The following is a 15924-nucleotide window of genomic DNA, read 5'->3' as shown; positions in this document are numbered from 1 at the left end:
ACCATCGCTTTTGCTGGGTAATTTGCGCTTGTTTGTGTACTAAAAGCTATGCTTTTGCGTGGCAAAGTCATCGCTTTTTTGAATGGGTTTCTAAAGGGATTAGAAGTCGGGTGGCGCATGAAAGGTAAGTAGCTCACCTGTTTCGGGATGAAAGAACTGCAGCGTTTCGGCATGTAACAGCAGGCGTTGGCTGGGTGTTCCGTAGAGGGCATCGCCCACAATGGGATTGTTGAGCCCTTCGGCATGCGCGCAATGCATGCGCAGTTGATGTGTTCGTCCCGTTTGGGGATATAAGAAAATGCGCTGATGGCCTTGGTAGTGGTAATGTGTGATGGCTGTTTTCCCATCAACTTTGTCGACCATTTGTCGAGGACGATCGGCGAAATCGGGACGTAAAGGCAATGAGATGTCTCCTTCAATGGGGGCAGCAAAGGGGCGTGATAATAGGGCTACGTAGCGCTTTTTAACGCGGTGTTCTTTGAATTGCCGTTGCAAGTGGTGATAGCTTTCCATGGTGAGCGCCACCACCATGAGTCCACTTGTAGCCATGTCTAAGCGGTGAACGATGAGTGGTCCGGTGGCATTTGGAAAGTGTTGTTTTGCCCATTCAAGGACACTTTGGCTGACCTGTTTCCCAGGAACACTCAACATGCCAGCAGGTTTGCACACCACTGCAAAGCTCTTTTCTTTGTGAAGGATGCGGATGGGCTGTGCAATCGTGGTGTCAAGTGGGTTGCGCTCCATAGGAAAGCCAGCTAACATCCAAGACAAGATGGGCTTGCATTTGCTGTTACAAGCAGGATAGAACTGCTGTGCATGGCGCACTTCGCTTTGTGGACTGCGCCCCATCCAGAACATAGCCATGCTCACAGGGCGCAACTTGTGGGTGAAAGCGTAGTGCAACAAGCGTGGTTCGCAACACTCACCGCTACCTGCTGGTGGCACTTGTGGGTGGAAAATGTCGAGCAGGTTGCGGCGCTCGCCCCGATGATTGCATAGCACAAACTGCTTGAATAACCATTGCTGCAGGGCGTCACTCATGTCTTTTCGTTTGGCTTTCAGGGCTGCAATCTCTGCTTCGTGCGCAGCAACAAGTGCCTGTTTTTCGGCTAATGCCGCCTTGCTCTGCACCTTGTAACGATGCAATTCGGCCTTGAGGAACTGCGAACGGCGGATGAGTTCAGGGGTTAACACGGCTGGGCGTTGTGCTTTTTCTTGCTGCATCTGCGCTTGAGCCGCAGCAATGTGCTGGGTAATTTCGGTTTGCAATGCTGCTACATCGTGTCGACTTTGCACATAACTTTCCTGTGTGGTTAGGGCTGCAATGCGTTGATTGAGCAGCGTGATGTCAGCCTCATGACGTTTGAAATAGCCCCCATCTTGTAGATAATCCACTATAGCTGGCACAAAATAATCCCAATCGCTACGCCCACAAATCTGCCCGCTATAGCCCGCTAAGAAGCCTATTTTGCCTTGCGTTTCTACCACCAACACACCAAACATCTTGCCTTGTTCTACCTCTTGTTGAAACGAAATAGGCGCCTTTGCAATCCATTGTTTGACGCGTTCTACGGCTTCTCGACACACGGGTGTGGGCGAATAATAGAATGGATTGTTGAGCGTTGTGGGCAAATGGGTTGTTGTGCTGGGCAGGAGATGGAGCATATTTTATTTCAATTTCTCACGATGTAGAATCTCAATGGTCTTCCCTGCAATGCGAATAGCGCCCTCTTTTTCAAACGCATTGAGCACGCGCAGCAACGAAAACTTCTGAATACCAAACGAATTAGCTATCTCTTGTCGGCTGCGTTGCAACTTAATGGTGTTCGAATTTTGCTCGCCTGCCGTCTCCAACAGCAAGTAAGCCACCTTCTCTCTCACAGTGAAAAGGCTCAACACCTTCATTTTGTGCGTGAGGAACACGTCGATGTTGGAGAGGGTTTGAATGAAATTCATGCGGATATCGGGTGCTTTATCCATGAGCTGTTGCAGCGTTTGTGGTGTCATGCGCAGCAACTTCACCTCGCTATCGGTTTCAACACTTACGGGCATGGCGTTGTTTTTGGCGAAGATAAACGCTGGAGCCACGATGTCGCCGGCCTGCAATCGGCTCACCTCCACTTGTTTTCCGCTAATCGAAGCCATGCGACAAACCAGCGAACCTTTGACCACAATGTCGGCAAAATGGCAGGGCATGCCGGCCAAGGCATAAACATCGCGCTTCTCAAGACTCACAATTTGATAGGCAATGCTGCCCAAAGCCAACTCTATACTCACTTCACTCATGCCCGAAAATAGCGGACAATGTCGCAGAGCATGCATGACAGAATCATTGATCATAGGGAAAATATCTTAAAATGAAATCAAAGAAATGTGCGCTGTGACGCATGGGTAACGCCTGCATTGCGCCATGCAAAAATAATAATAAAAACCGATTTTGGCGGACTCAACTCATAGAAAAGCTGTAACTTTGGCCGAAAATTCAGAAAAATGGGAATGAAAAAATGGATGGCTGCAGCCTTGTTCTTTGGTTGTTTGAGTGGCATTCAAGCGCAGAATTTGCACTTTAAAAATGGAAAGTTTAAGATTGTTCAGTTCACCGATTTGCATTACAAACAGGGTAATCCTGCATCGAAAGAGGGCACAGATAACATTATTGAAGTGGTGACGGCCGAGAAACCCGACCTCATTGTGCTCACTGGTGACATCATTTATTCGTCACCTGGCAACGCGTGTTTGCAGGAAGTGCTTAAGGTGTTGACCGACTTAAAAACGCCCTTTTGCTATCTTTTGGGCAATCATGACCCCGAACAGGGCACGCCTGTTACGCAACTTTATGACTTAGCGCAGCAGAATACCTATTGCGTGCAGCCCAAACGGGTGGGCAATGCGCTCGATTATGCCTTGGCGATTCAGTCGACTTCGGGCACGAAGGTGGGCGCAGTGCTCTATTGTATGGACACACATGCCTACAACAAGATGGCAGGTGTGGGAGGCTATCAGTGGCTGACGGCCGACCAGATTGCCCGTTATCGCCGATGGTCGGGCACGTTTACCCAGCGAAATGGCGGCAAACCCATCAATAGTTTGATGTTTATGCACTATCCGTTGCCCGAATATAACGACGCCGTAGCCAACACACAAGTGACTTTAATCGGCACACGCATGGAGAAAGCCTATGCACCCAACCTCAATAGCGGCATGTTTTCGGCCGTGAAGGAGTGTGGCGATGTGATGGGAATCTTCTGTGGTCACGACCACGATAATGACTATTCGCTGATGTATTACCGCGTGTTGCTGGCCCATGGACGCTTCTCGGGCGGCAACACCGAGTACAATCATCTGCGCAATGGCGCGCGCGTGATAGTGCTTTATGAGGGGAAACGCAGCTTCGACACGTATATTCGGGAGCGCGGCGGACGCATTCTTTATGAGACAACCTATCCCGATAGTTATACTAAGGACGATTGGAAGAAGCGCGAAGGCACACGATAAGCGCAGCGGTGTTGCCCACATCGCTCGCCATTTCAGCTGTGCTCTCTGCCTGATAACAGGCACTTGCTCGCCATTTTTACCCGCGTTCTTCGCCCGATAAAAAAGGCATTTGTTGGCCATTTCATCCTGATTTGCACTCCAACAGTGCCTTGTTTTGCACAAAAATGGCCCAACTACGTGGTGTAGTTCGGGGACTTTTCGCAAAAACCACCCAACTACGGGGTGTAGTTGGGGTGGTTTTGTAAAAAGTAGCCCAGTTACGGGGTGTAGTTCGGGAGTTTTTCGCAAAAGCAACCCAACTACAGGGTGTAGTTGGGAGTTTTATTTTGAAAACCATATCATAACGGGGTGTAGTTGGGTGTTTTTGTAAAAAAGTGCCCCAGTTACGGGGTGTAGTTGGGTGTTTTTTCGCAAAAGCAGTGCCGTTACAGGGTGTAGCAGCATGATTTTGGCGCAAAAGCCGGGATGATTCGGGCGTGAAAATGGGCTGCCGTGCACCTTATCTTGGGGCTGAAGTGTGCAGCTTTGTGCGCCATGCAGTGCAAAATGGTATCAAGCGGACTTATATTTCCATGATTTTTGCTTCGAATTGGTCGTTGTCTACCTTCGATTTGTTCTTCACACGTGTCTTATAAGTGTTGATGGTGTGGATGCTATAGTGCAGAAATTTGGCAATGCGTTCGGAGTCGTTGATGCCCAAACGGATGAGTGCAAAGATGCGCATTTCGGTGGTCAGCGTGTTGGTTTTCTCGTGCGCTGGTGCGTCATCGAAAAGCTGATTGTAGCGTGTGATGAAATGAGGGAAGAGGTTTAGAAAGGTCTTATCGAAGTCTTCGAACATGGATTGGCGCTCGTCAATGAGCTGCTTTTCTTTCAACGAGGCGCGCAAATCGGCAAATTGTCGCGTTGCAATCTTTGCATCGATGGTGCGATAGAGCTTCTCAACCTTATTGATATATTCGGCATTGGCATAAAACGACTGGCCGATGTATTCGTCTTTGATGGTGTTGGCTTCGCGCAATTGGGCGTTGATGCGCTCCAGTTCGGCTTTGCGTTGTGCAATAACAGCCTGCGCCTGCTTGGTTTTGCGCATTTGTCGGCGAATGAAATAGGTGAAGACGAGCAGGGCAACGACAAACAACAAGGCGATGATAGCTGTGGAAGCCAAGGCGTTGCGCTGGTTTTCGACCATGCGATAGCGGTCTTGTTCGATGATGGGCAAGATGCCACTCACCTCGATAACGCGCTGGCGTGCACCATAGAAGTTGGCATTTTGCAGCGATTGGCGCACATATTCGGTGGCTCGTTGAATGTCGCCTTGCTCATAAAGCATGCGCGCCAGCGTGCATAGGGCGGTGGTTTCGCGGGTTGCCGAGACGTTATCATAGATGGCAGCCTGCGCTAACAGGCAGATGGCCGCGCTCTGTTGGTGCTGGAAAAGCTTGGTCCATCCCATGCAAGAGGTGATGATGGCGCGTGTATGGGCATCGACATGGTTGCGCGAAAGCAGCTGTTTGAAATAACGATTGCTCGTTGTGAAATGGCGCCATTTCATGGCTTGCATGGCTGAAGCGTAGAGCCATTCATCGCTGTTTCGCGGCAGATAGTGGAGCAACGAGTCGGTGAAAACAGAACCCTTAGCAATGTATTCGCCAGCGTAAGGAGCGGCATGGGTGTAATCGGCCAAATCATAATAGAGGCGAGCTGCGGTGGTAAAATAGAGCTTTCGATAGGGAGCTGTGGCGTGGTTGGTGTCGATTTGTTGCAGCGTGGCGACGCCTTCGTGAAACAATCCGGCTGAAAGCAGGCAAAACACCTGCGCACATTGAGCTTCGATGTGGAAGTCTTGACTGCACAGTTGCAGTGCCATTTGGTTCAGTTGCAGTGCGTAGGTGTAGGCCGAATCGTACTGGTAGGAGGCATATTCCTTGTAGAGTTGTCGCAAAAGCACGTAGCGTTTGCTGTCAAAGGTGCGTGGGAGTTGTGCTTTCAGTTGCGCAATGCGTTGCAGCTTTTGCTGTTCGTATTGCATCTTTTTTGTTAGGCTTTCATCCAGCTTTTGCAGCATCTGTGCCGGATTAGTGGCGCTGTTTTCTGCACAAATTGCGGTCGGCCATAGCGCGATGAGGCACAGTAGGAAGCCGAAGAGCGTGCCATTTTTCATGTGATGCATTTTTGTGTTCATGCCCGTTGTGGGGACTTTGTTTGTTGTTCTCGTTGCACAAAGTTACAATATTTCTGCAACACTCCCATCGCTCCTCCTGCGATTATTCACTTCACACAGCAAATGGTTGCACAAAAGCATACCAATTACACATCAAGATGATTTCTAAATTGTATCTAATTGAGAAAGAAGAAATTACCTCATAATACAAACTAAATGGGTAACGATTTGGAAACGAGCGAAATGCTTTCTGTCGCATGTTTCTACATTAACAAAGAACGCTTGTTATTCTATTTGCAAAGATAATCATTTGTTTTGAATAACAAGCGTTTTTGATGAAGATTTCTCTTTATCTGTTGGCTAAATGGCAAAGAACAGAAATTCTTACTACGATCATGGGTTTTCTCTCTTTCATCACGTAATGTTTCTGAAAAAGCGGACGAAGATAGTTTTTTCGCTGTGCAGAAATATTCCCCTTACATGGTATCTTCCGCCAGCCTTCACCCTTTCATTGAAATCAAGCAGGGAAATATGATGGCAATATTGAACTAATCCAGACTGAAGAAAACCATTCTCATATTAAAATAAACGGAACGGTAGAGAGGTTTTACAGCATTTTCAACCAAGGCTTTGTTGGGGACGTACACGGGCAGGATAGACCGCACAGCTACAATCTTCAGCAAAGGCGACAAAATCATCATTAATGACAGGCTCGTTACGGTCGCTTTGTATGACATCTGCTTTCGGATTATTTCGGGGATTATGGCTCCAGGAACACCTTCAAAATATTGTATGGTATTCTTACATCCCTTTATCAAGTCTTCCTTGCATTGCGACGATACAGCTTCGCTGTAGGCGCAATGACCGAACGGTATGGCTGCAACAAATGTCTCGGTTTTCTTCGTTTCACCTATCATTTCATCACAACTTCAAACTTATTATCGGCAAAATCAATATGAGACCTCTGCAAAAGTCTTTTCACACCCAATTGTTACTAATGATAATTTGCGAGTTATCTCTATGGTCTCTCTGTTTGATTGTTTTTTGCAGAGATCTAAAATAATAGTGTTACCAAAATAGACATTAAACTTTATACGAAATACGGTCTATCAGACACTAAAACCTCCTTCATAGAATCAACGCTAAAACCTATGTAAAAATAAACGAGGGCAAACATCATACTCTTGCCCTCGTTAAAAATTTACTTTTCTTTAGTTACGCCCTTAAAAGGTGTACCATTCTGTTTGACGTCGATAAAGCGTCCTGTATCTTTATCCCGTTTTACCCATTGTTCTGTTTTGGGATTAAAAACCTGCGAACGTTTTCTCACTGCGCCCTTGCGATGTCCGTCTCCTGACGGTGGATTTGTAGCCATATCTAACCTTCTAATTTTTGTCCTTGAATTATATAGCCAAGAACACGCTATTATACTTGTTCGTTTAAATTCGATAGTTTATCATTTCAAGGTAAGCACAATGATTTTTAGATGCTCACGATAACACTCCATCTGCTGTATGGCTGCATTTTCATGTGGTGTAATTCAATGCACCTTATTTTCTGTCAGCCAATGCTTCGTGAGGAATCTTTATTGAACTCTTATTCTATTTCTGGATTTATATAGTTTCTGTTACTTGCAGAATATTGTCGCATACCATTGATATAGACAATCTCAGGTATATACTCACCTTTATTTTCCATATCCTTTTGCACTTCTCCAATTTTCTGTTTAATCTCATCAATATTATCCTTTTCCATGATTACCATGAATATGCCTGATTGTGCTCTTTCTGCTTTCATATAGGCAGGCAACTGAGTTCGATACCCATGAATGAGATTTTCATTAGTAGAACGTTTTATCTCTATAACTGAATTTGCCCTTGAACCTTTGGTTATATGGAAATCAATCTCACCAACACCAGGATTATCCTCTCGTGTTATAGATAGGTCTAAATTACCTGCTATTTTGTACGTATCAGCCACAGTATATAGCAGAAGCTGCCAATCTGTTTCGTCCGGAGTCCGATTATTTCGATAGAACAACTCCGAAATCCTATTGTGTTCAACTAAATGTTTGAATTGATGACACATTGCCAGCGTGAGCTTATAAACTTCCTCCTCTTCGTTCTCATACTCAGTTGGCTTTTGGAATGGAATCTCGTCCAATAGCTCTTGAAGCAATACAACTTGGTATTGCTTCTTATTGTCTGCTGTGAAATCATACGGTATTGCATTGAGATTCTTATAGAAACTAATTGCTGCTTTATAACAATCTTTATTGCCAACGATAAGATTCTTCCAATCTTTCTTTTTGTAGTCCTTGTACTCGGCCCAATTAACACCAATCAATTCTGCAATCTTTCTTTTGAGCCGATTATTATAATTACACACATTGTCTATCTCTTCAAAATCATGTGCAACGGGAAGATTTGCTAAAAATGATTCCGGAATAAAATGAATAGGCTTATCTTTGTAGAAAGGGATTTGGAACATGACCCCATACTCGAATGTATAAGAATGAGTTGTTAGTCCCATTTCCAGAGCTATTCTTTGTGTATACTCAAGAAAGTGTCTTTGAAGGATGGCAATGGCCATGTCACTGATTCTATCAGCTGCCATATTATCCTCTATTAGTTGCATTAAACCAAAGATTTCAGGATCTTCAATACCCGCCTTTATGATGGTGTATGCACTATGGGCAAGTTGTATGGAAATAGTGCCACTGATACCCCTTCCTCTTGTATTACCTTTTGAAAATCCCAATCCTGTATTTGGGATTTCCTTGAAAGTAAATCTTTTTACCATTTGATTAAAGAAACGGTCCTGAAGATTGTCAGCTTTTGAAGCTTTTACTAAAGGTATAAATAATCTAAAATAGTTAAAGAATTCTGTATATGCATTCTTAAATTCGGGTATCTCACTTCCTTTCAGAAGAAGCGGATCTATATGAAGCAAGGAGTCTTGATCCAAAAAGGCATTATATACCCCTTTTTTTACAAAATCCCTATGCTTTACCTTAAAAAACCTACTGTATGTTAATGCCATGCTTATTGTCAATTATAAGTTTCTAATTTATGGTTAATAGATGCTGCCTGTTTTTAACGGAAGCCAAATAACTAATCTTTTTAACAACTATCTTATAATGAGTGTATTAAGTAATTCAATAGCTTTATGTATTTCTGAATATGCCTTCAAATCCTCCGGCGATTCCTTGCAGAGTTGGCACAACTTTTCAGAATTTGATATCGCTCGTTCCAAGTTACCATTCTCTATCAAGTATTTATAGAGATTGGTACGTATGAAATACCGTTTGGTCTTTTCATATCCTGGCATATATTTCTGCAATTCGGGAAGCAGTTGTTCGTAACTCTCATATCGCCGACAAACCACATTAGGTAAGAAGTGGAGCAAAAACCAAAATTCCGTGCAAGGATTCGTTTCTACAAACATCACCTGTCCGACATATTTCTTTGCAGCATATTTCTTCTTTGCACGCTGATATAGATGCATTTCAGAGGAATACTTAAATAGTCTGTCCATATCAAACAAGCATACGATATAATCATATTGCTTGCTCAGATAGGATTCTACTAATTTCAGTATATGATAAATGTCACTATGTTGTGGAAAAGCTGGCGCAACCTTGAAGGGATAGCGACATATAATCCTCAGAGAATCGAAATAGAACCATTCTGTTTCCCCTTCGCCTATGATGGCGATACTTTTTGTTACTGTCCGTCCCATATCATTAGTCATTTAGGTTGATATATTGACTACCCAAGAACGGCAGCTTTACTAACTTTCCCTGCTTGTAGGCATTGTATGGGGAAAGATTCTTATGCAGCCCAAGAGAAGAAAGACGCACAATTTTAGTTTCTCCGAATTCATCTTTATCAGTGAACCATATCGTATCACGGCGAATGAAATCCTCATTGAGAAGATTGATATCATGTGTAGTCAAGAGCATCTGGGATGTTCCGTTACTGTTTGCCAAAAATACTTTTATGAAATAAGCTAACAGCTCATAGTGAATACTTGTTTCTACTTCATCGATAGACACAAATCGATTGGTCTTTAACAAGAAATTCAGTATTACTGCCATTCCCAAGAACCTCATAGTGCCATTGGATTCGTATTCTTCCGATAAATCATATACTTTGTCGCCTGCCTTATGCTTGAAGGTCAGCTCCGTATTTGTAATTTTACCCTTCCTTAGCATTTCTGCCTTTGCCTCTTTATCAATAGGGGCATTCTGAATCAACTGTTCCAATTCAGGGGTTATTAGTTCTTCCTCCTCGTGCAATACAACATCTTCTATATTGAAATCGGATGCTTTCAGGAAGTTTAAAATGAATCTCTTTAAATCTCCTGTTTCGTCTTTATCCAATCGTGATTTGACATATCTCGAAAGTCGCATACCAGGAGCCAATACTTCTTTTACCTGTTCGGTAAAATAGTCGTACACATCATTCAGCCTAGTGCGTTCCACATTGCTTTTTCCAAATGCGGCAAGCACACTGCAATTATTGATTGTGTTTCCGGAAATCACATCTTGACTTTTCTTTGTCATTTTCAGATTCACGCCAAAGTCGATGGTCGTGGAATCTGTCGCAACATCATAACTTCGATTATACAATTTGGTAGGGCGAATGGAATCATAAACAATCAATGCCTCGGAATAAATGTGCTTTGCATCCAACTCAAAACTAAGAATATACTTCGATTGATTGATATAGAACACCATAGACATCTTTGTCGTTTCATTCCTCGAAGTGTTATCCAGCATAAAAGGAACTACTCCGGTTTTCTCATTCCGATCTTTAGGCATTCTCAAAACCAACATTTTGAAGAATTCGATGGCGTTTAATATATTTGTTTTACCGGAAGCATTGGCACCATAGATGATGCCTACTTTCAGCAATCTTACCCCTTCTTTAACTTCATACGAATACTCATCAGACATAAAAGTATCTGCCGATGGCTCAAAACTGATTTTCTGAGCCGATTTAATGGAGAAAAAATTCTCAATGCTGAATTCTGCTATCATAATCGTTGAATTTATCTGTTATACGGTGTAAAGGTACAAATAAAAATTAATTCCGCAAATTATATTTAGCTTTTTCGTATTTAAATTACAATATATATAAACAAAATAATATTTAGACCAATTATTTGGTGTGTTTTTTAGAAATTCACAGTGTGTAATTTTGAAGGCAATTATCATGTGTTATTTGCACCATCGCCTAATTTATTTACGATGGATAGTTTCCAATAGTTTATTTCAGATCTTTAATGTATTTACCATCACAGTCCTCTTCTTATTTTCTTCTTTTTCTTGGCTTGGTTTCTGAGTTTTCGTTGCCAAGCCATCTCGGCATAATCATCACCGTGTGTCTGTGGATTAATAAGTCCACCTGCTCCCAAAATCATTTCTTCGGCAGCATTCAAGGCGGTGCTTGCTACATTTCCTACGGCTTGTGCAATAGAAGAGCCTTCGTTTGCTTTTGTAGGCGGTATGTATGAACGACTGGGAGGAACAAGTTGATAGCCTGTGTCTGAGTGAGTTTTATCTTTTGCAGTCTCGTGTGCCATTGTGTGAGCTTTTGTTATCGTCTCCTTTGTTTCGGCTTTATTGGCTACTTCAAAGTTCTTTTGCAAGGAACGGTAGCCGAATTCCCTGCCGATTTCGGAAGCCTTGAAGCTTTGTCCATTGAAGGAGAACTTCAAGCCATATACCTTGCCCTGCTTATTCTTCATACGCTCTATGGTAATGCCGTTTTTGTTCAATTCATAAAGGAACATGGAATACCCCGTGATGCCTGTATCTCTGTACTTGTCAAGCATGGAATAACAGATTTGTTGCACCACTTTCTTTGCTTGCTCTCTCGTCTGGCTGACTTTTGCCTTTTGGTATTTCCTTTCCGCCTTAATCTCCTTTGCGATGGTCAAGCCTTTCTCCCTGCTTATTTCCTCCGCCACTCTCGCTGCCCTGTTGCTCACAAAAGTGGTGTCATAGACTTCTCCGTAAAGGCTGATGCGGTTGGCAATAATGTGAATATGTCTGTTGTCGGTGTCCTTGTGCGTTACCGCCACCCATTGGTGGTTGTCAAGTCCCATTCGCTTGGCAAACAGATGGGCTATTCCCATAAGCTCGGATACAGGCAGTCTTTTCTCGTCTTGTGGTGCGATACCAATTTCGATGCGCAGGAACTTGTTCCTGCAACGGCTGTTATAGTCGCTGACCACTTTCATTTCCTCATAGATAGTCTTTGGCTCCCTGCTGCAAAGGTTGTGGAAGGCAAGCCGACTGCCGAGTTTACCCTCTCTGAAAATATAGTCTAAAGCCGTGCTGCCATGCGCTATCGCCTTACATTTTCCTATCATTTTTTGTTAGATTTAAGACCTTATATACCTCATCGTCCACATGAAAATGGGGGGTGTAAAACCGCTTAAATGCCTCTTTGGCACATAGCGAAAGGTTCTGTGTAATATGTACCCATCTCTCATCTTTTACTTTGATGAGGTTAGAAATCTGTCCATAGAACCGTCCTGTATGCTGAAGTATACAAATGGCTTCCCTCTCATTTTCTGTCATCTTAGGAACGGCTGCCACCTCTCCATTTAGGAGTATCTCACGACAGTAATCGGAGAACTTACGTCCCGCACTTTCCGCCTTTGACTTGATACGCTGCTTTTCCTCTGAGGTGCATCTTACTTTGATGAACTCTGTCTTGTTCATCTTCTGCTCTTCCTTATTCTGTTGCTGCCATTTGGCAGTCTTTTTATTATATCTGTTCATATAAGCTTCTTTGAAAGTTAATCATTATAGATGATTCATTGTCTCTTAATTTCTGAATGCTGACCGATGAGAACGGAGTGATTACGGTCTTATCTCCCCGACAGTCTGACGAGGGGAGCAAGAGCAGTTTGTGGGTACAAACTGACGTCTTGCAATGCTACCGAACAAATTATATACGCTTAAAACGTTTTATAGCCTAAAAACGAATGCCGTGCATTCTATGACTAACTGCATTCGTGGCATTCTCATAGAGAACTTAGCCGAAGAAGAAAGGGTAGACCCTTTTAGCAAAAAAGGTAGATCTATTTGCTCGAAAAGGTAGACCTATTTTGAAGAAAGGGTAGACCTTTTCCCTGAAAACCGTCTACCTTTTCTTACGGATTACAGTCTTCTCCATTTCTCTATGTCCTCACCATATTCCTCCAGATGCTGACGAACGATGTTCTCCACAAAGCTTGAAAGGTTGCTGCCCCTGTCGCCTAATCTACGCACAATGAAGTCGGCACGTTCCTGTGTCTCCCTGCTCAGATAGACCGCCTTACGGTTGTTTAACTTGGTCGGCACAAGATAGGCTTGCTTGTAGGCTTCGAGTGTTTTCTTTCTCATCTTGGAGCTGATACGTCTTTGAACAGCCAAATTCTCAGTATGCCGTGTATGCTCGGATTGCCCAGAAGTGATATCCGCTTCTCCTTGAGTAACACTGTCCTCATTCATTTCTACGTCCGTTGTTGTTTCCTCCACAGGAACGGGTTGTGCTTCCGTCTGTGGGATTACCTCATTGTCCATTTCATCATCTTGGTTGTCCAAGAACCACGAAAGGTCTTTGTCATTCATCATTGTTTTCTTTTTCATTTCTCTATCTGATTTTATGTTTGACTTGTTTTGATTCCTTGTTTTGATTTTGGTCTGTAACCGACATGTGTGCTTGTTTCTGCCCTTTATGCTTCTGTCGCTCACGGACACGACTGACATGAAACTCGTTGAGGTCTTTGAAATCCTTGTAGTGTATGCTCATGTCCTCAACATGAAAGCCTGCCCCTGCAAACTCCTGTACAGCTCTCCGCCCTGCATCGTCATTATCAAGAAAGGTACGAATGAAAGATATTCCCTGCGCATTCATATACCGAATTGCTTTGGCGGTATTGCTCACGGAGTTTAGCACAAGGCAGGCACTTGTTACTTCTTCTTTCATTGAAAGAAAAGAAAGAAAATCCATAAAACCCTCGAACACACAAGTTGGCTGTATTTGGTTTATTATCTTGTCGGTGAATATAGGAGTAATGTCCTTCGGAGCTATCGTTCCCTTGAACGAGTGATTGTCTCGGAGCTCATATCCTCCCAACAGGTTGGCAAAGCCAATGGCTTGGTAGCGCCTGTCCCTTACCTCGTAACTGATGCATTTGAGGAAAGGCGTTGCCTTTTCCATGTCAATGCAGCGTTCCCTCGCAAGATACTCCTGCAAATGTGGCGGCAAGGTTTCTGATACTTCTATCATTTTCCTTGCCCCATTTGCAGCCATTGCAGGTTGTAAATTATTTAGTACGAAGTCTTTACAAGAATTATATGTTATATTTTCGGAAGCGTTTTGTCCCAAACGGCAAATGGCTTCCAATAACGTGCAGCCCTCCAAGCGCATACAGAGGTCAATGATACTTCCGCCCCTACCTTCGGCATAGTCTATCCAGAGGTTCTTCTCTGTGTCCACCTTAAAACTCGGATGCGTTTCCTCTCTGAGTGGTGAGCGGTACAGCGCATAGGAAGGTGTTCTACGCATGGGTTTGATACCTTTCCTTTCAAGATACTCCACGATGGAGTATCGCTTGATGAGTGATAAATCTTCTTCTTTCATTGCTTGAATAATTTAAGTGATTGAGTTATAATCGATTGTCTGAATTATATTTGATTGCATTTGAATGAATTTCCCTTTTTCTAACTTTTTCCCCTCCAAACTTTTTCATCTTTCTTCTTACTATATACTATTCTGTGATAAGTGATTGATAATCAGTGTTACTTTTTAGTATAAGACAATACTACACATTCTACTACATTTGGCTACTACAAGTTTTAAGGAGCGGGCAGGGCAAGATTTTCCTAATTTTGTAGACATAGATGGGGCTACCTCCGTTTCTTCGTTTGCTCACCTTTATGTATCCTGCTTTCTTCAAGGCTTCGCCCATACGCTTGGCAACAAGTGATTGGTGAGTATAAATACCCAAATAGGTAAGTATCTCCGTAGTGGCCATTAACGAATAGTTTTCATCCTCCGCTGGTTTCTCGAAGTAGCGTAGTAGTAGTTCCATTTCTGCAGTCTGCACTTGGAAATCCTCGCTCTCCCTGTATAGTTCGGCAATCTCATCATCATCAAACCAATAGCGAAAACCTGACTTTAACAGGGCTTTGGCTTCCGCATAAACATTGTCCATCGAGATAGCTTTTGCTCTCTCAATATTTATGGAAAGCACTTCAAAGGGCAGGAAGCGTCTGCTTCCTGTAGGGTCTGTAAGAAAGTCGTTGCCGTTTACCGATGCCACGAAACTTGCCAAGTGAGTGTGTTCTTCCACATATTTGTCATAGGGCATACGATACTTGACTATCGGGCAGGTGATGAGGTTTTTCAGTTCGTTCTCATCACGCTTGTTGAGGGCTTTGAGCTGGTCGTCAATGTTTACGATGAGGTTTTGCCCTATATAGGTAAGCGTGTCCTTCTCTTGCGGATATATCTTTCCCGTGTAGCTGTAACCATGCAGGGCAGGTGGGCAGAGCAAGTCAAGGAAAGTTGTCTTGAACTTGCCCTGCTCGCCTGTCAGTACAAGACAGGTATGGTTACGGCATTCACGGTCGTCCATGGCGTTGGCGACCACAGCCACGAGCCATTTGGTAAGGTATGGCAGCCACTTGTCAGAGTTGCGCACAACTACGCAACTTGCCAATTCGGGAATGGCTTTCAGTGAAAGGGAAGAAATATCACAATGGTTATTGTGTTCATTATTACCATTACCACTACTGCCATGACTACAACTATCGCTATTGCCACTATAATTACCTCTGCTATTACCAATATCCACCAAGGGCAATCCATTGAAATACTCCTGTATGGGATTGATACGTGGAGAGAAGCTGCTCTCTATAATGGAATAGAGGTTGTCGGAAGATGTGATAATCCCCACATCGTTGTCAAGTTCCCTGCGGAGCGTGTTGATTTCATAGCGACCCACTTTTGAGAAGTGAGCATCTTCCTTGCTTCGGTATTCGGTTCGCCCCAACACCGTGTTGTACCTAAACTCATAATAAGAGGAGAGATAGGTTTCTATCTCACCATTTTTGGAGGAAGTCTTCCTTTGCTTGGGCGTATTATTTTCGTCCACTGAATTGCCTTTATCTGCGTTCCTGTTCATTATATGCTTGGTTTGGTTTCCGAGAGTGAAGTTATGAAGAGAACTGGAAAGTTCCAAGCATTCGGAGAGTGCTT

14 protein-coding genes are annotated in these 15924 nt (G+C 43.5%); 1 reads left to right on the top strand and 13 read right to left on the bottom strand.

Features of this window, described 5'->3' with window-relative positions:
• Positions 1-99 precede the first annotated feature (99 nt).
• Together X919_RS0105580 and X919_RS0105575 are read right to left on the bottom strand one after the other, a co-directional pair.
• Positions 100-1665: an RluA family pseudouridine synthase gene (locus tag X919_RS0105580; protein WP_036917232.1), complete on the bottom strand. Its 1566-nt coding sequence runs from the start codon at positions 1663-1665 to the stop codon at positions 100-102.
• A gap of 3 nt (positions 1666-1668) precedes the next feature.
• A complete protein-coding gene (locus X919_RS0105575; RefSeq protein ID WP_028899339.1) occupies positions 1669-2340 on the bottom strand; it encodes a Crp/Fnr family transcriptional regulator in 672 nt (223 codons plus the stop codon).
• A gap of 156 nt (positions 2341-2496) precedes the next feature.
• Between X919_RS0105575 and X919_RS0105570 the strand changes: the two genes are divergently transcribed.
• On the top strand, positions 2497-3495 hold the full coding sequence (locus X919_RS0105570; protein WP_051502444.1) for a metallophosphoesterase family protein: 999 nt from the start codon (positions 2497-2499) through the stop codon (positions 3493-3495).
• Between the two features lie 562 nt (positions 3496-4057).
• Here the strand turns inward: X919_RS0105570 and X919_RS0105565 are convergent.
• The 11 genes from X919_RS0105565 to X919_RS0105510 form a co-directional block, all read right to left on the bottom strand.
• Positions 4058-5680, bottom strand: a complete 1623-nt coding sequence (locus X919_RS0105565) for a DUF6377 domain-containing protein (protein ID WP_028899337.1) — start codon at positions 5678-5680, stop codon at positions 4058-4060.
• 527 nt (positions 5681-6207) lie between these two features.
• On the bottom strand, positions 6208-6576 hold the full coding sequence (locus tag X919_RS14895; RefSeq protein ID WP_028899336.1) for a hypothetical protein: 369 nt from the start codon (positions 6574-6576) through the stop codon (positions 6208-6210).
• A gap of 284 nt (positions 6577-6860) precedes the next feature.
• Positions 6861-7034 (bottom strand): hypothetical protein, encoded by a 174-nt coding sequence (locus X919_RS16845; RefSeq protein ID WP_172642716.1) that lies wholly within the window; start codon positions 7032-7034, stop codon positions 6861-6863.
• A gap of 221 nt (positions 7035-7255) precedes the next feature.
• The gene (locus tag X919_RS0105545; protein ID WP_025000176.1) at positions 7256-8701 is read right to left on the bottom strand and encodes a hypothetical protein; all 1446 of its coding nucleotides are present in this window, start codon (positions 8699-8701) and stop codon (positions 7256-7258) included.
• Positions 8702-8788: 87 nt separating this feature from the next.
• Positions 8789-9400, bottom strand: coding sequence for an RloB family protein (locus tag X919_RS0105540; protein ID WP_028899334.1), 612 nt, complete (start codon positions 9398-9400; stop codon positions 8789-8791).
• Positions 9401-9404: 4 nt separating this feature from the next.
• Positions 9405-10703: an AAA family ATPase gene (locus tag X919_RS0105535; RefSeq protein ID WP_025000178.1), complete on the bottom strand. Its 1299-nt coding sequence runs from the start codon at positions 10701-10703 to the stop codon at positions 9405-9407.
• A 257-nt stretch (positions 10704-10960) separates the two neighbouring features.
• A complete protein-coding gene (locus X919_RS0105530) occupies positions 10961-12040 on the bottom strand; it encodes a relaxase/mobilization nuclease domain-containing protein (protein ID WP_028899333.1) in 1080 nt (359 codons plus the stop codon).
• On the bottom strand, positions 12024-12455 hold the full coding sequence (locus X919_RS0105525) for a plasmid mobilization protein (RefSeq protein ID WP_028899332.1): 432 nt from the start codon (positions 12453-12455) through the stop codon (positions 12024-12026). Before X919_RS0105525 ends, X919_RS0105530 begins: the two co-directional genes overlap by 17 nt.
• 381 nt (positions 12456-12836) lie before the next feature.
• Positions 12837-13307 carry a DUF3408 domain-containing protein gene (locus tag X919_RS0105520; RefSeq protein WP_028899331.1) on the bottom strand — a complete coding sequence of 157 codons (471 nt, stop codon included), beginning with the start codon at positions 13305-13307 and terminating at the stop codon, positions 12837-12839.
• 4 nt (positions 13308-13311) lie between these two features.
• On the bottom strand, positions 13312-14304 hold the full coding sequence (locus tag X919_RS0105515) for a toprim domain-containing protein (RefSeq protein WP_028899330.1): 993 nt from the start codon (positions 14302-14304) through the stop codon (positions 13312-13314).
• Between the two features lie 193 nt (positions 14305-14497).
• Positions 14498-15924: virulence-associated E family protein (locus tag X919_RS0105510; protein WP_036917226.1), on the bottom strand; the 1427-nt coding region annotated here is incomplete at its 5' end.

Origin of the sequence: Prevotella sp. HJM029, from assembly GCF_000599605.1 — a bacterium.
Lineage (GTDB): Bacteria > Bacteroidota > Bacteroidia > Bacteroidales > Bacteroidaceae > Prevotella.
The sequence above is the reverse complement of the archived record's forward strand: the minus strand, read 5'-3'. Positions and strand labels throughout refer to the sequence as shown.

Bases quoted from the DNA above. Each gene is read 5' to 3' on its own strand.
- X919_RS0105580 (WP_036917232.1), bottom strand. From the start codon at position 1,665: ATGCTCCATCTCCTGCCCAGCACAACAACCCATTTGCCCACAACGCTC.
- X919_RS0105575 (WP_028899339.1), bottom strand. From the start codon at position 2,340: ATGATCAATGATTCTGTCATGCATGCTCTGCGACATTGTCCGCTATTT.
- X919_RS0105570 (WP_051502444.1), top strand. From the start codon at position 2,497: ATGAAAAAATGGATGGCTGCAGCCTTGTTCTTTGGTTGTTTGAGTGGC.
- X919_RS0105565 (WP_028899337.1), bottom strand. From the start codon at position 5,680: ATGAACACAAAAATGCATCACATGAAAAATGGCACGCTCTTCGGCTTC.
- X919_RS14895 (WP_028899336.1), bottom strand. From the start codon at position 6,576: ATGATAGGTGAAACGAAGAAAACCGAGACATTTGTTGCAGCCATACCG.
- X919_RS16845 (WP_172642716.1), bottom strand. From the start codon at position 7,034: ATGGCTACAAATCCACCGTCAGGAGACGGACATCGCAAGGGCGCAGTG.
- X919_RS0105545 (WP_025000176.1), bottom strand. From the start codon at position 8,701: ATGGCATTAACATACAGTAGGTTTTTTAAGGTAAAGCATAGGGATTTT.
- X919_RS0105540 (WP_028899334.1), bottom strand. From the start codon at position 9,400: ATGGGACGGACAGTAACAAAAAGTATCGCCATCATAGGCGAAGGGGAA.
- X919_RS0105535 (WP_025000178.1), bottom strand. From the start codon at position 10,703: ATGATAGCAGAATTCAGCATTGAGAATTTTTTCTCCATTAAATCGGCT.
- X919_RS0105530 (WP_028899333.1), bottom strand. From the start codon at position 12,040: ATGATAGGAAAATGTAAGGCGATAGCGCATGGCAGCACGGCTTTAGAC.
- X919_RS0105525 (WP_028899332.1), bottom strand. From the start codon at position 12,455: ATGAACAGATATAATAAAAAGACTGCCAAATGGCAGCAACAGAATAAG.
- X919_RS0105520 (WP_028899331.1), bottom strand. From the start codon at position 13,307: ATGAAAAAGAAAACAATGATGAATGACAAAGACCTTTCGTGGTTCTTG.
- X919_RS0105515 (WP_028899330.1), bottom strand. From the start codon at position 14,304: ATGAAAGAAGAAGATTTATCACTCATCAAGCGATACTCCATCGTGGAG.